This is a genomic window from Halomonas nitroreducens (genome assembly GCF_003966155.1).
Lineage (GTDB): Bacteria > Pseudomonadota > Gammaproteobacteria > Pseudomonadales > Halomonadaceae > Halomonas > Halomonas nitroreducens.
This window is the reverse complement of sequence record NZ_RXNS01000022.1, coordinates 21,621-36,033: the sequence shown is the minus strand read 5'-3', so window position 1 is coordinate 36,033 and position 14,413 is coordinate 21,621. Positions and strand designations below refer to the sequence as shown.

Annotated in this window: 12 protein-coding genes; all 12 read left to right on the top strand. The window is 67.5% G+C overall.

Annotated elements, in window-relative coordinates; translation table 11 throughout:
- Positions 1 to 89: 89 nt before the first annotated feature.
- The 12 genes from EKG36_RS18420 (at position 90) to EKG36_RS18365 (ending at position 14,409) form a co-directional block, all read left to right on the top strand.
- Positions 90 to 506: a PACE efflux transporter gene (locus EKG36_RS18420; protein WP_126486681.1), complete on the top strand. Its 417-nt coding sequence runs from the start codon at positions 90 to 92 to the stop codon at positions 504 to 506.
- Entirely contained in the window at positions 503 to 835 is a 333-nt protein-coding gene (locus tag EKG36_RS18415; protein WP_185827614.1) for a DMT family transporter, read from the top strand. Before EKG36_RS18420 ends, EKG36_RS18415 begins: the two co-directional genes overlap by 4 nt.
- A 98-nt stretch (positions 836 to 933) precedes the next feature.
- Positions 934 to 2,376 carry a D-alanyl-D-alanine carboxypeptidase/D-alanyl-D-alanine endopeptidase gene (dacB, locus tag EKG36_RS18410; RefSeq protein ID WP_425459611.1) on the top strand — a complete coding sequence of 481 codons (1,443 nt, stop codon included), beginning with the start codon at positions 934 to 936 and terminating at the stop codon, positions 2,374 to 2,376.
- 103 nt (positions 2,377 to 2,479) lie between these two features.
- The gene (locus tag EKG36_RS18405; protein ID WP_126486679.1) at positions 2,480 to 2,851 is read left to right on the top strand and encodes a diacylglycerol kinase; all 372 of its coding nucleotides are present in this window, start codon (positions 2,480 to 2,482) and stop codon (positions 2,849 to 2,851) included.
- A gap of 107 nt (positions 2,852 to 2,958) precedes the next feature.
- Positions 2,959 to 5,943, top strand: a complete 2,985-nt coding sequence (gene glnE, locus EKG36_RS18400) for a bifunctional [glutamate--ammonia ligase]-adenylyl-L-tyrosine phosphorylase/[glutamate--ammonia-ligase] adenylyltransferase (RefSeq protein WP_126486678.1) — start codon at positions 2,959 to 2,961, stop codon at positions 5,941 to 5,943.
- A 370-nt stretch (positions 5,944 to 6,313) separates the two neighbouring features.
- Positions 6,314 to 7,252, top strand: a complete 939-nt coding sequence (locus EKG36_RS18395; protein WP_126486677.1) for a sugar ABC transporter substrate-binding protein — start codon at positions 6,314 to 6,316, stop codon at positions 7,250 to 7,252.
- 198 nt (positions 7,253 to 7,450) lie between these two features.
- The gene (locus EKG36_RS18390; RefSeq protein WP_246007564.1) at positions 7,451 to 8,461 is read left to right on the top strand and encodes an ABC transporter permease; all 1,011 of its coding nucleotides are present in this window, start codon (positions 7,451 to 7,453) and stop codon (positions 8,459 to 8,461) included.
- A gap of 13 nt (positions 8,462 to 8,474) precedes the next feature.
- A complete protein-coding gene (locus EKG36_RS18385) occupies positions 8,475 to 9,434 on the top strand; it encodes an ABC transporter permease (RefSeq protein ID WP_126486676.1) in 960 nt (319 codons plus the stop codon).
- The gene (locus EKG36_RS18380; RefSeq protein ID WP_126486675.1) at positions 9,431 to 11,014 is read left to right on the top strand and encodes a sugar ABC transporter ATP-binding protein; all 1,584 of its coding nucleotides are present in this window, start codon (positions 9,431 to 9,433) and stop codon (positions 11,012 to 11,014) included. Before EKG36_RS18385 ends, EKG36_RS18380 begins: the two co-directional genes overlap by 4 nt.
- 40 nt (positions 11,015 to 11,054) lie before the next feature.
- Positions 11,055 to 12,131 carry a maleylacetate reductase gene (locus EKG36_RS18375; protein ID WP_126486674.1) on the top strand — a complete coding sequence of 359 codons (1,077 nt, stop codon included), beginning with the start codon at positions 11,055 to 11,057 and terminating at the stop codon, positions 12,129 to 12,131.
- A complete protein-coding gene (locus EKG36_RS18370; protein WP_126486673.1) occupies positions 12,128 to 13,495 on the top strand; it encodes an amidohydrolase family protein in 1,368 nt (455 codons plus the stop codon). The genes EKG36_RS18375 and EKG36_RS18370 overlap by 4 nt, the downstream gene beginning before the upstream one ends.
- Positions 13,492 to 14,409, top strand: a complete 918-nt coding sequence (locus EKG36_RS18365; RefSeq protein ID WP_126486672.1) for an NAD(P)-dependent oxidoreductase — start codon at positions 13,492 to 13,494, stop codon at positions 14,407 to 14,409. Before EKG36_RS18370 ends, EKG36_RS18365 begins: the two co-directional genes overlap by 4 nt.
- The last annotated feature ends 4 nt before the right edge of the window (positions 14,410 to 14,413 follow it).

The window sequence follows — 14,413 nt, the reverse complement described above, 5'->3', positions numbered from 1 at the left end:
CCAACTCGTATCCATCGCTATCATGTCGAGAATAGGAGGCGACGTCGAGGCCATCCCGGTCCCGGCGAGCGACCGGAGGGGAGATCGACATGCGCTCCTGGAAGGAACGGCTGAGCCATACCCTGCTCTTCGAGACCGGCGGCCTGATCATGGTCACGCCCCTGGCCAGCTGGGTCAGTGGACACGGGTTCGGCGAGGTCGGCGTGCTGGCCCTGGGGCTCGCGACCATCGCCATGCTGTGGAACCTGGTCTGGAACCGACTCTTCGATGCCTGGGTGCCGACCCGGCGGCGCAGCCTGGTCCAGCGCCTCGGCCAGGCCCTGGGCTTCGAGCTGGGACTGCTGGTGACGACGTTGCCGGTGGTGGCCTGGTGGCTGTCCATCGGCCTGGTCGAGGCCTTCTGGCTCGACCTCGGCTTCATGCTGTTCTTCCTGGCCTATGCGCTGGTGTTCAATACTCTCTTCGATCACGTGATGCGCCGCTATCTGGCGTGGGGAGGTGTCTGATGGCCTATGTCTACCTGGCCCTGGCGATCATCGCCGAAGTGGTGGCCACCAGCTCCCTCAAGGCGTCCCAGGAGTTCACCCGCTTCTGGCCGAGCATGGTGGTGGTGGTCGGTTACGGCCTGGCCTTCTACACGCTCACCCTGGCCCTGCGAAGCCTACCGGTGGGCATCGCCTATGCGTTCTGGGCGGGGCTGGGCATCGTGCTGGTGACCCTGATCGGCTTCCTGGTCTACGGGGAGCGCCCCGACCTGCCCGCCGTGCTGGGCCTGGCGATGATCGTGGGGGGCGTGGTCGTCATCCAGGCCTTCTCGAGCGTAGCGGCGCACTGAGGCGGGGCCGGTCGAATCCCCGTCGGTGGGCGGGTAGACTGCGGGCTGCCGGCGCCCGGGTCGTGGCGTCGTCGTCTCACGCTGCCTGGACGCCGCTCATGCCGTACCGCCTGCTCTCGCTCTGTCTGCTCCTGATGATGCCGCTGGCTGCCCTCGGGGAGGGCTTCCCCCGCCTCTCGACCCTCGCCGATGACGGTTTCGTGATCGGCGCCGAGGCCCGGCTGCTGGGCAACGGCGAGCCGGGGGAGACCCTGGGCAGCATTGCCCCGCGGGAGAGCCTGTCGCCGGCCTCGGTGACCAAGGTCTACCTGGCCGCGGCGGCCCTCGACCGCTTCGGTCCCCAGCACCGCTTCGCCACCCGCCTGGTCAGCACCGCCGAGCCGGATGCCCAGGGTGTGCTGCACGGCGACCTGGTGCTCGAGGGGGGCGGCGATCCGGCGCTGACCACCGAGGACCTGTGGCGGCTGGTGCAGCGCCTCCATCAGGCGGGGGTGAGCGAGGTGAGCGGACGCCTGGTGGTCAGCCAGTGGCGCTTCGGCCCGGTGACCTGCATCACCACCGACCGCTGCGAGGGCGAGCGACGGGTGGACAATGCCTACAGTGCCCTGCTGTCGTCGGCCGCGGTCAACTACGGCAACTGGTGCGTGACCATCGCCCCGGCACGTACGCCCGGCGAGCCGGCGGATGTCACCAGCTGCGACAGCCAAGCGCGCCTGCCCCGCATCGACAACCGGGTGAAAACCCGGCCGGATGATAGCGGCACCGAGCTCACGGCGGAGCGCCTGACCGACGACGACGGCGATGTCATGCGGGTCAGCGGCCAGATCTCCACCAACGCCCGGCCGCGCGAGGTCTACCGCACCAGTGCCGATCCCGCCGAGCAATCCGCCGACATCCTGATGGCCATGCTCGACCAGGCCGGTATTGCGGTGCAGGGCGGGCATGCCACCAGCACCGCCCCGCCGCCGGCCTCGGCGCAGCGACTCGCCGCGGTGGATAGCGAGCCGCTGCAGGAACTGCTGCTGCGCACCCTGAACTACTCCAACAACTTCATGGCCGACACCCTGGCCCTCGACCTGGCCGAGGGCCCCCGGCCGTCGCTGTCCCAGGCGGGTGATGCCCTCGAGGCCTTCGCCGGCGCCATCCCGGGCCACGGCTCCGCCACCCTGGCGAGCGGCAGCGGCCTGACCCCGGAGAACCGGACCTCCGCGGCCGGCGTGAACGCCCTGCTCGAGCACATGTTCCGCCGCCCGTCGCTGTTCCCGAGCTTCGTTGCGGCCCTGCAGTCGCCCGGCAATGGCGTGATGCGCTTCATCCGGCGGGGCTCCGACACCTTCCAGCACCACGTCATGCTCAAGACCGGTACCCTCAACCAGCCGGTGACGGTGCGCGCCGTCACCGGCTACTTCCGCACCCTGTCGGGGCGCTGGGGGGTGTTCACGGTGCTGGTCAACGGCACCGCCGCGACCCCCTACCTGAGCTGGTCGACGGTGCTGGATCACCTCTCGCAGGACCTCGACGCGATGATCCAGGCGCACTGAGTCGCGACCCTGGCCCGGCCGGCCCGGTGTCGGCGGCGCGCCGACCGGCCGGCTCTGCTACCATCGCCGCTTACGCCGACGACTGATCGATGGACGCTCGCAGATGAAACCCGGACACACCGGCTGGCGCCACCTGGTGCACTCCACCCGCTACTCCCTCAAGGGCCTCAAGGCCGCCTTTCGCCACGAGGCGGCCTTCCGCCAGGAGCTGGGTATCTGTGTGGTCCTGTTGCCGCTGGCCGCCTGGATCGGTCGCGAGCCGGTGGAATGGATCCTGCTGGTCGGCAGCTGCCTGCTGGTGCTGATCGTCGAGTTGCTCAACAGCGCCATCGAGAGCGTGGTGGATCGCATCGGTCCCGACCGCCACGAGCTCTCCGGCCGGGCCAAGGACATTGGCTCGGCGGCGGTGATGCTGTCGCTGGTCCTCGTCGGGCTCACCTGGGGCCTGCTGGCCTGGCAGCGCTTCCTGGTCTGAATCCCGGCGCTCATCGCTCGCCCCGGCGTCAGACCGACAGGTGCCTAGTGCCGGGCGCCCCGGCTTGGGTATGCTGAAGGTATTCATCAACCGGATGCGAGATGCTCATGGCCCTGCCCGACGACTTCCTGCCGCTGGATGCCATACCCGAGCCGTTGGTGGCGCCGTTGCGACACACCTGGGAGCGCCTCGGGGCGTCCCTCGCGCAGGCCGACAATCTGGCATCGATGCAGGATCAGGAAGGCCCCGGCGAGGCCTGGTCGGCACTCTCGGCGAGGCGCCGCGAGGAGCTGGCCCGGGTGCTCGCCGTCTCCGACTTCGTCGCCGAAACGCTGATCCGCCATCCTGACTGGCTCGTCCACCTGGATGCCGCCGGCGAACTCGAGACCGCGCCGACCCCGGAGGCCCTGCGCGAGACCCTCGCCGAACGCCTGGAGGCCACCGAGGACGAGGCGGCCATGCAGGCCGCCATCCGCCGCTTTCGCCGGGCGCGCATGCTGGGCATCGTGTGGCGGGACCTGACGCGCCCGCCGGGCATCGATATGTGGGCCACGGCGGCGGCCGTCACCCAGCTGGCGGAGACCAGCCTGGAACTGGCCCTGGGCTGGCTCGAGTCCCACTTCGCGCCCCGCTGGGGGCGCCCCGCGCCCCGCGCCGATGGCAGCGAGCAGCGTCTGGTGGTGCTCGGCATGGGCAAGCTGGGGGCCGGCGAGCTGAACCTGTCCTCCGATATCGACCTGATCTTCGCCTTCCCCGAGAAGGGGGAGACCGAGGGCGGGCGCAAGTCCCTCGAACACCAGGAGTACTTCACCAAGCTGGGCCAGAAGCTGATCGCCGCCCTGGACGCGGTGACCGCCGACGGCTTCGCCTTCCGCGTCGACATGCGCCTGCGCCCGCTGGGCGACGGCGGGCCGCTGGTCGGCAGCTTTGCGTCCCTGGCCGGCTACTACCAGGATCAGGGGCGCGAATGGGAGCGCTATGCGCTGCTCAAGGCGCGGCCGGTGGCCGGCGACCTGGGGGCAGGTGCCGAGCTGCTGGCGAGCCTGCGGCCCTTCGTCTACCGCAAGTACCTCGACTTCGGGGCCATCGAGTCGCTGCGCGAGCTCAAGGCGATGATCAACCGCGAGGTGCGCCGTCGTGGCATGCAGGGCAACATCAAGCTCGGCCCGGGGGGCATCCGCGAAGTGGAGTTCGTGGTCCAGGCCTTCCAGCTGATTCGCGGCGGGCGCGATACCGAGCTGCAGGTGACTTCCCTGAAGACCGCCCTGGAGCGCCTGCCGGCGCTGGGGCTGCTGCCCGAGGAGGTGGTCGACGAGCTGACCCCCGACTACGTCTTCCTGCGCGATATCGAGCATATCCTCCAGGCCCTGGAGGACCGCCAGACCCAGAGTCTGCCGGCCGAGGAGGTGGACCGCGAGCGGGTCGCCCTGGCCCTGGACATGGAGGACTGGCCCGCGGTCATGGCGCGGCTCGACGAGGTGCGCGCCCGGGTGCGGCGCCACTTCGACGCGGTGATCGCCGAGCCCGAGGAGGAGGCCGAGGAGGCGGCCGCGTCCGCCGAGGCGGGGGAGGTCGACCTGGAGGAGTGGCGGGCCCTGTGGCGCGACGAGATTCCCGAGGAGGAGGCCGAGTCGCGGCTGGAGGAGGCCGGGTTTGACGATGCCGCGGCTAGCCGTCGCCGCCTGCGGGCCCTGCGCCACTCCCGCCAGGTGCAGGCCATGCAGCGCATCGGCTTCGAGCGGCTCGAGGCGCTGATGCCACTGCTGCTCGATGCCGCGGCGGCCAGCGAGGCGCCGGACACCGCCCTGGAGCGGGTCCTGCCGCTGGTCGAGGCCGTGCTGCGGCGGACCGCCTACCTGGCCCTGCTGCGCGAGAACCCCGATGCGCTGGAGCACCTGATGCGGCTGTGCAGTGCCAGTCCCTGGATCGCCGAGCAGCTGGCCCGCCATCCCATCCTGCTCGACGAGCTGCTGACCCCGGAGACCCTCTACACGCCGGCGGACAAGGCACGGCTGGCCGACGAGCTGCGCCAGGCCCTGGGGCGCATCCCCGAGGACGACGAGGAGGCTCAACTCGAGGCGCTGCGGGTGTTCAAGCATGCCCAGGTGCTGCACGTGGCCGCCTCCGACATCGCCGGCACCCGCCACCTGATGAAGGTCAGTGACTACCTGACCTATATCGCCGAGGTGATCCTCGAGACGGTGCTGGTCATGGCCTGGAAGCACCTCACCCGCAAGCATGGCGTCCCCGAGCGGCGCGACGGCGGCCGCTGCGGCCAGGCGCCGGAGTTTTTGATCATCGGCTATGGCAAGCTCGGCGGCATCGAGCTGGGCTACGGCTCCGACCTGGACCTGGTGTTCCTCCACGACGGCGCGGGCCAGGGCAGTACCGACGGGGCGCGGCCCATCGACAACGCGGTCTTCTTTACCCGGCTCGGCCAGCGCATCATCCACCTGCTTACCGCCGTGACCCCCGCGGGCAGCCTCTACGAGGTGGACATGCGCCTGCGCCCGTCCGGCAATGCGGGCCTGCTGGTCTCGAGCCTGGATGCCTTCGCCGACTACCAGCGCCGCGAGGCCTGGACCTGGGAGCACCAGGCGCTGGTGCGAGCCCGGGTGGTGGCGGGTCACGAGCCGCTGGCGGAGCGCTTCGCGGCCGTACGGCGCGAGATCCTCGGCCGGCAGCGCGATCTCGGGGCGCTGCGCGACGAGGTGGTGGCGATGCGCCACAAGATGCGCGACCACCTGGCCGGCAACGGCGGGGGGGATGACTTCGACCTCAAGCATGACCCCGGGGGCATGGTCGACATCGAGTTCCTGTGCCAGTTCGCGGTGCTCTCGATGGGACACGAGACCCCGGAGTTGCTGACCTACAGCGACAACATGCGCATCCTCGAGACCCTGGAGGCCAGCGGGCGCCTGCCGGCCGACGACTGCCGCCGGCTGCGCGAGGCCTATCTCGCCTGTCGCACCGCCGCCCATCGGGCGTCCCTGACCCGACAGCCCGCCCGCGGCCGCAACGCCGACTTCCGGGCCCATCGCCAGGCGGTCATCGACGTCTGGCAGCGCCTGCTCGAGCCCTCTGGCCACTGAGACGGGCGGGCCCGAAGCCCGTCCATCCCCCCCTGCAGCCCGCGCCCCGCCGCTCATCGACCGGCGGGGCGCGGCGCGTCTGGGGCGTGGTGCCTGCCTGATGACGCCGTCCTGGCAGCGCTCAGCTGCCCGAGGCAGAGCGAGGCAGAGCGAGGCAAGGAGAGGCCGGGGGAGGAGCCGTCGTGGCAGCACGGCCCCACCGAGGTGGCTGATCCTCCTGTCGCCTCTGGGGGAGGCAAAATAACCAGATTGGTCATTTCTCACCTGTGGTCGCGTTGCGCCAAATCAGGGCCCGGTCCTAATCTCTTCAAACCCTGACAGCCTTTCTTGGCGAGTCGGTGAAAGCAACTACAAAAAACAGGTGACAACCATGTTCTACAAAACAGCGCTAGCGACCAGTGTGATGATGTTGTCGGCCGGTCTTGTCCAGGCAGAAGAGACCTACCGTATCGGCATCACTCAGAACAATGTCGGCGTCGACAGCTACCAGACCACCTATGAAAGCGCCTTCGAGAATGCCGCCGATGAACTCGATAATGTCGACGTGGTGGTGCTGGATGCCGGCGGCGACGTGGCCCGCCAGATCGGTCAGGTTCGCAACCTGATCCAGCAGCGTGTCGATGCCATCATCATCTGGCCAACCAATGGCCAGGCGGTGATCCCGGCCATCCGCCAGGCCCACCGGGCAGGTATCCCCGTCGTGGTCACCAACTCCAAGATCGCCGAGGCCGGGCTTGACTACATTGCCGCCTTCTCGGGCCCGGACAATGTCCAGCAGGGTGCTTCCTCCGCCGAAATGATGTGCGAGGCGCTGGATGGCCAGGGGCAGATCGTCCAGATCGCCGGGCAGCCCGGCTATACCACTGCCATGGAACGCTCGAAGGGGTTCGAGGACCGGCTTGCCGAGGCCTGCCCCGACGTCGAGATCCTCGAGACCCAGCCCGCGGACTGGAACCGCGAGAAGGCCCAGCGGGTCATGGAGAACTTCCTCACCAAGTACGACGACATCGATGGCGTCTATGCGGGGGACGACAACATGGGCGTCGGCGCCCTGAATGCGGCGAAGAGCGCCGGCCGGGCAGAGGACATCGCCTTCATCGGCGCCACCAACTTCGCCGTGGGTTACGAGGCCATCGAGCGTGGCGAGTACTACGGCTCCATCTATCAGTCCCCGGTCGATGACGCCGAAGCGGCTCTCCAGACGGCACTCGATGTCCTGGAGGGAAAGGAAGTGCCGAAGATGAACTTCTTCGAGACCCCCAAGATCACGGCCGACAATCTCTCCGAGTTCGACAAGCCGGTGTTCTGAAGGCTCCCGCCCAGGCGCAAGAGGCCCTCGGGCCTCATGCGCCGCAGCGCTTCGTCAAAGACAGTCCGTTGGCCATGATGGATGGCCCAGCAGTGCTCTGCTCTTTCTCCGGCCTCGAAGCCATATCGGGAAAGCCAGCTCGCTGCACGGACAACCGGTGACCTTCGGAACAAGGTTGCGCCCATACAGGTGAGTGACATGGCTTCTGCAGAACACACCAAGCAAGGCTTCATGCTCAGCAAGACACACAAGGCCGGTCTCCTGAACTTCCTCTCGGCTCAGGGCATCCTGGTGTTCTTCCTGCTCTGCATGTTTGCGTTCTCGCTATTCTCCGAACAGTTTCTTTCCCAGTCGAACATCATGACGGTGGTCCGACAGGCCTCGATCATCGGTATCATCGCGGTCGGCGTGACCGTGGTGATCATCGGCGGCAACCTCGACCTCTCGGTGGGATCGATGCTGTCGTTCTCCACCGTCCTGGTGGTGGATCTCCATGACAAGATCGGGCCCGTCGGCGCCATCCTGGTGATGTTCGCCCTGACCCTGATGCTGGGGGCCGTGAACGGCTTTCTGGTGGGGTTCATGCGGCTCAATTCGCTGATCGTCACCCTGGCGATGCTCTCGGCGATCCAGGGCCTGGTGCTGATCTACAGCGGTGGCCAGAACGTCGACATCGCCAATCAGAGCGAGACATGGTTCAGCGTGTTCGGTCAGGGCTACCTGCTGGGCATCGCGGTGCCGGTCATCATCTTCGCCCTGCTGGCCATCATCGTCCAGGTGGTCATGTCCTTCACCGGCTACGGCCGGCGCATCTTCGCCATCGGGGGCAATCCCGTGGCGGCCGTCTATTCCGGCGTTCGCAAGAACTGGTGCGTGTTCAGCACCTACCTGATCTCGGCCTTCTGCGTGGCCTGTGCCGCCCTGGTGCTCGGCTCGCGGGTGATGGGCTCCCAGAACAACGTGGGGCAGGGCTACGAGCTGCTCGTGCTGGCCGGGATCATCCTCGGCGGGACCAGCCTGCTGGGCGGTGCTGGCAGTATCTGGAAGACGGTCATCGGGGTGCTGATCCTCGGCTTCATCCAGAACGGCCTGTTGCTGCTGGGCTACCCCTACTACACCCAGTGGCTCGTGACCTGGGTCATCATCATCCTCGCGGTATGGCTGGACCTTGCCAACAAGCGCAAGCGTCTGCTGACCCGCCACTCCTGACAGGGTGAACACCATGATCGATATGAAACGTTTCATGAGCGGCGGTGCGGCCATCCAGCCGATCTGGATCTTCGTCATCGCCATCACCGTCTTCTTCAGCGTCATGTCCGACTACTTCCTGTCGGTGGGCAATCTGACGAACATCCTCGTCCAGACCTCCACCATCGGGCTCATCGCCCTGGGCATGACCTACGTGATGATCAACGGCAACATCGACCTCTCCGTGGGGGCGACCCTGGGGCTGGCGGCGTCCCTCTCGGTGGGCCTGCAGGATCACGGTCTGGCGGTGGCAGTGCTCGCCGCCATCACCGCGGGCGTGGTGCTGGGCGCCCTCAACGGCCTGCTCGTCTGGAAGACCGGGGTCAACGCCTTCATCGTCACCTTGGGGGCGATGATCGGGGTGCGAGGGTTGATCTTCGTCTACACCGAGGAACAGTCCTTCTACGCCAGTAACTTCGCCTTCTCCGACTTCGGTGCCAGCACCATCGGTCCCATCCCCGTGCTGGCCATCATCTTCCTGGCCTGCACCCTGGTGATGCACCTGGTACTCAAGAAGACCGGCCATGGCCGCAACACCTTCGCCGTGGGAGGCAACCCCGAGGCGGCCCTGGATGCCGGCATCCGCATCGGCCGCAACATGATGATCAACTTCATGATCGTCGGCTTCTTCGCGGCCCTGGCCGGGGTCCTGCTGGCCACCCAGATGGGGGCCTCGACGCCCAACCTCGGCCGGGACTACGAGCTCTGGACCATCACCGCCGTCGTGCTCGGCGGTACCAAGCTCACCGGCGGCTTCGGCAGCATCACCGGCACTCTCGGGGGCGTGCTGGCCATCGGGATCCTGCGCAACGGCATGAACATGATGCAGGTGCCGGCTTTCTACGTGCTGGTCATCCTCGGGGTCATCCTCATCTCCGTGCTGATCATCGACCAGAAGATCAACGTCAAGTCTTCCAAGGGGGTGCAGGTATGAGCACCGCAGTCAGGACACAGACCCCGGGGACATCGGGTCAGGGGGAGGCGCCCATCCTGTCCCTGGTGAACATCACCAAGAAATTCCCCGGCGTGATCGCGCTCAACAAGGTCAGCTTCGATGTCCGGGCAGGCGAGGTCCATGCCCTGCTCGGCGAGAACGGGGCCGGCAAGTCCACGCTGATGAAGGTGCTGGCCGGCAAGCACAAGCCCAACGGCGGCCAGATCCTGCTCGAGGGGGAAGAGAAGGTCTTCGATACCCCCAAGCGGGCCAAGAAGAGCGGCATCGTGCTGATCCACCAGGAGCAGTCGCTGGTGCCGGAGATGTCGGTGGCCGAGAACATCTTCCTGGGTAGCCTCCCCAAGAAGTGGGGCAACCGTGTCGACTGGAAGACCCTGCACCGGGACAGTACCGAGATTCTCGATCGCTTGAAGTGCTCCTTCAGTTCGAGGGACATGGTGAGTGATCTCTCCATCGCCAAGAAGCAGATGGTCGAGATCGCCCGGGCGCTCGTCTTCACCCCCAAGATCGTGGTCTTCGATGAGCCGACCGCGTCGCTCACCGACCACGAGAAGCCGGTGCTCTACGACATCATCAATACGCTGCGGGAGCAGGGGGTGGGCATCGTCTATATCTCCCACCGCATGGACGAGATCTTTCATCTCTCCCAGAGGATCTCGGTGCTCAGGGACGGCGAATACAACGGTACGGTGAACACCGCCGATACCAACGAGGACGAGGTCACCAAGCTGATGATCGGCCGCAGCCTCGAACTCGACCATGCCAGCAAGCCGAAGGATTTCGGCGAGAACATGCTGGAGCTGCGGGGCCTCACCGTCGAGGGCGTGTTCAAGGACGTCAGCTTCAACGTCCGCAAGGGCGAGATCGTCGGCATGTACGGCCTGGTCGGGGCCGGGCGTTCCGAGGTGGCGGAAACCATCTTCGGCCTGCGCAAGCCTTCCTCGGGCGAGATCCTGCTCGACGGCCAGGTCGAACGGTTGCGGTCCTCCCATGATGCGGTCGCCGAGGGGATCGCCCTGGTGCCGGAGGATCGCAAGGACCAGGGGCTGATTCTCGGCATGAACTGTCGCGACAACATGACCCTGGCGGGCCTGCAAACCGTCTCCTGGCGGGGGTTCATGAAGAGCGCTGCCGAGAAGCGCGTCTACGACAAGTATCAGCAGGCGATGAAGATCAAGACGCCCAGTTGGCGACAGAAGGTCGGCAACCTGAGTGGTGGCAACCAGCAGAAGATCGTCATCGGCAAGTGGCTGCATACCCATCCCAAGCTGCTGATCCTCGACGAGCCCACCCGTGGCATCGATGTCGGCTCCAAGGCCGAGATCCATGCCCTGATCAAGGAACTCGCCCGCTCCGGCTATGCCGTCCTGGTGATTTCCTCGGAAATGCCGGAGGTGCTGGGCGTCAGCAATCGCATCATCGCCATGTACGACGGGCGAGTGACCGCCGAGTTCGACGGCGATGCGGTCTCCGAGGATGTGCTGGTGCAGGCCATCACCGGGCAGCCGGTGACGGCCCAGAGCGATACCGGCTCGACGGCGGGTCATCCTGCCGGCTGATCCCCGCCGTGGCGCTCACCCAACCAACGAGGACAACATCATGATGCCATTCACCTACAACGGCCTGCCGTCGCGGGTCATCTTCGGCCAGGGTACCCTGGCCCAGGTGGCCGAGGAGGTCCGGTCGCTGGGCGGTTCGCGGGTCCTGGTACTCTCCACGCCCGAGCAGGAAGGCCAGGCCCGCCAGGTGCTGGACCAGCTCGGCGAGCTGGGGGGCGACGTCTTCCCCGGGGCCAGGATGCACACCCCGGTGGAGACCACCGAAGAGGCGATGCGCGCCCTGGCCTCGCTGGGTGCCGATGGCGTCGTGGCCATCGGGGGCGGCTCCACCATCGGGCTCGCCAAGGCCATTGCCCTGCGTACCGGCCTGCCCCAGGTCGCCATCCCGACCACCTACGCCGGCTCCGAGATGACGCCGATCCTCGGGGAGACGAAGGACGGCCTCAAGACCACCCAGCGGACCCTCGAGGTACTGCCCGAGACGGTCATCTATGACGTGGACCTGACGCTCGGGCTGCCCGTCGGCATGTCGGGCACCAGCGGCATCAATGCCATCGCGCATGCCGTGGAGGCCCTCTATGCCAAGGATCGCAACCCGATCGTCTCGTTGATGGCGGAAGAGGGCATTGCGGCCCTGGCGCGCAGCCTGCCGACGATCGCCGGCACCCCTGCCGATGCCACCGCCCGCTCCGATGCGCTCTATGGCGCCTGGCTGTGCGGCGCTTGTCTGGGCTCGGTGGGGATGTCGCTGCATCACAAGCTCTGCCACACCCTGGGGGGCTCCTTCGACCTGCCCCATGCCGAGACCCACACCATCGTGCTGCCCCATGCCGTGGCCTACAACGCCGAGGCCGCACCGGACGCGATGGCGCGCATCGCCCGGGCACTGGGGGTGGAAGATGCCGCCGCTGGCCTGTTCGACCTGGCCAGTGCGGTGGGGGCGCCCACTTCACTGGGCGCGCTTGGCTTCACTGTCGAGGATATCGACCGGGCCACCGAGATCGCCACACGCAATCCCTACTGGAACCCGCGTGAGGTCGAGGCCGAGGGCATTCGTCGCCTGCTGGCCGATGCCCAGGCGGGGCAACGGCCCGCGAGCGAGGAGGCCCATCAATGAGAACCCTCTTTTCGAATGCCACCGTCCTGACGCTGGACCCCGAGTTCGGCGATCTCATGGATGGCCAGGTGCTGGTGGAAGACGACCGCATCCTGGCCGTGGGACATGACCTGGATGCAGAGGGCGCCGAGGTCATCGACTGTCAGGGCGGTATCCTGATCCCGGGGCTGGTCAATGCGCACATGCATACCTGGCAGACGGCCCTGCGCGGGGTGGCCGCCAACTGGACACTGCTCGAGTATTTCGGCCACGTGCATCGCGGCCTGGCGACGCTGTTCACCCCGGACGATATCCATATCGCGACCCGGCTGGGTGCGCTGAACCAGCTCAACTGCGGTGCCACCACCCTGGGGGACTGGTGCCACAACAACCCCACGCCGGCGCATACCGATGCCGCCGTGAAGGGGTTGCAGGAATCGGGCATCCGCGCCGTCTTCTTCCACGGTTCCCCCAAGCCGGACCCCAAGCCCGGCCAGCCGCACTTCAGCGAGATTCCCCACCCCCGCGGCGAGGTCGAGCGACTGCTGGCGGGGCCGCTGGGCGATCCGGAAGGGCACGTGACCCTGGGCCTTGCCATCCTGGGCCCGCACTACTCGACCCTCGAGGTCTCCCTGCACGACTTCGAGCTGGCCAAGGAGTTCGGCCTGGTGGCCTCCATGCACCAGGGAGGCGGCGAGGCCGTGAGTCCCGGTGGCTGGGACGTCATCGAGGAGCACGGGCTGCTGGGGCCGGACATCAACATCGTGCATGGCCAGAGCCTGGATGATGGCCAGCTGGCCCGCTTCTGTGCGCAGGGCGTGACCTTCTCCATCGCTCCCGAGAACGAGATGACCCAGGGGCACGGCTTCCCGATCACGGGTCATGTTCGTCGCCACGGCGGCGTCGTGTCGCTGGGCGTAGATCTCGAATCGGTGATCTCGGGCGACATGTTCTCGGTGGCGCGCATGGCGCTGGGCATGCAGCGCTCGCTGGACAACGACGCCTCGCGCCGGGAGCAGGGCACGATCCCCGCCACCTCCACCATCCGTACGCGCGAGGCGCTGGAGTGGATCACCCTGGACGGCGCGCGGGCCCTCGGGCTCGAGGACCGCATCGGCAGCCTCACGCCCGGCAAGCAGGCCGACCTCGTGCTGCTGGACAGTAGCCTGCTGAACATGCAGCCGGTCAGCGACCCCGTGTCGAGCGTCGTCATGCAGGCGAGCCTCGCCAATGTCGACAGCGTCATGGTGGCGGGGGAGTTTCACAAGCGACACGGCCGGCTGCTGGCCAATGTCGCGGATGGCCTGCGCGAGCTGGAGGCGTCGGGGCACCGCATCTACGCCGAGCTGCAGACACGGCAACAACACGAGGAGACAGCTCAATGACAACCACACACAAGGTGGCCTGGGTGGGCCTGGGCAAGCTCGGCCTGCCCATGGCGGCCCGCATCGCTGCGGCGGGGCATGCGGTGCAGGGATTCGACCTCAGTGCCGAGCGCATGGCCCTGGCCGAGCAGGCCGGCATCGCCCCCCACGACGACCTGGCCGCCACCGTCGAGGGTTGCTCCCTGGTGCTGGTCTCGATTCCCGATGATCGGGCCCTGCTGGGCCTCTGTCTGGAGGAGGGGGCGCTGGTCGAGCACATGGCCCCCGGTGCCACGCTGATCGAGACCAGCACCGTCAGCATCGAGGCCTCCGAGCGGGTGGCCCGGGCCGCCGAGGCTAGAGGCATCGCCTATCTGCGTTCCCCGGTGTCCGGCAATCCGGTCGCCGCCGAGGCCGGCACCCTGTCGGCCATGGTCTCCGGGCCGCGGGAGGCCCTGGAGGCAGCCGTTCCGGTCATGCAGAGCTTCACCAAGGCCCAGTACTGGCTGGGCGACGCGGAGCAGGCGCGCTACGCCAAGCTGGCGATCAACCTGATGATCGCGGTCAGCGCCGGGATGCTGGGCGAGGCCCTGACCATGGCTCGCAAGGGCAACATCGAGTGGGAGGCGATGCTGGAGCTGGTCGCCGACAGCGCGGTGGGCTCGCCGATGGTCCAGTACAAGGTGCCGCCGCTGCGCGAGCGGGACTTTACCTCGACCTTCTCCGCCGCCCAGATGGCCAAGGACCTCGACCTGATCCTCGGTTGCGCCCATGACGCCGGCGTGCCGGTGCCTCTCGCCGCCCAGATGCGCGAGGCCTACGCCTCCCTGATCGGCACCGGGCACGGCGAGGACGACTACATCGCCACGGTCCATCACACCGAGCGCCTCGCCGGGCTGTCAGCCATCGAGCACACTGCTGCCGCAAGGGGGTAACGCC

Excerpts from the sequence above, each read along its gene's own strand:
- EKG36_RS18380 (WP_126486675.1), top strand. The coding sequence starts at position 9,431 with ATGAGCACCGCAGTCAGGACACAGACCCCGGGGACATCGGGTCAGGGG.
- glnE (WP_126486678.1), top strand. The coding sequence starts at position 2,959 with ATGGCCCTGCCCGACGACTTCCTGCCGCTGGATGCCATACCCGAGCCG.
- EKG36_RS18395 (WP_126486677.1), top strand. The coding sequence starts at position 6,314 with ATGTTCTACAAAACAGCGCTAGCGACCAGTGTGATGATGTTGTCGGCC.
- dacB (WP_425459611.1), top strand. The coding sequence starts at position 934 with ATGCCGTACCGCCTGCTCTCGCTCTGTCTGCTCCTGATGATGCCGCTG.
- EKG36_RS18420 (WP_126486681.1), top strand. The coding sequence starts at position 90 with ATGCGCTCCTGGAAGGAACGGCTGAGCCATACCCTGCTCTTCGAGACC.
- EKG36_RS18405 (WP_126486679.1), top strand. The coding sequence starts at position 2,480 with ATGAAACCCGGACACACCGGCTGGCGCCACCTGGTGCACTCCACCCGC.
- EKG36_RS18390 (WP_246007564.1), top strand. The coding sequence starts at position 7,451 with ATGGCTTCTGCAGAACACACCAAGCAAGGCTTCATGCTCAGCAAGACA.
- EKG36_RS18370 (WP_126486673.1), top strand. The coding sequence starts at position 12,128 with ATGAGAACCCTCTTTTCGAATGCCACCGTCCTGACGCTGGACCCCGAG.
- EKG36_RS18365 (WP_126486672.1), top strand. The coding sequence starts at position 13,492 with ATGACAACCACACACAAGGTGGCCTGGGTGGGCCTGGGCAAGCTCGGC.
- EKG36_RS18375 (WP_126486674.1), top strand. The coding sequence starts at position 11,055 with ATGATGCCATTCACCTACAACGGCCTGCCGTCGCGGGTCATCTTCGGC.
- EKG36_RS18385 (WP_126486676.1), top strand. The coding sequence starts at position 8,475 with ATGATCGATATGAAACGTTTCATGAGCGGCGGTGCGGCCATCCAGCCG.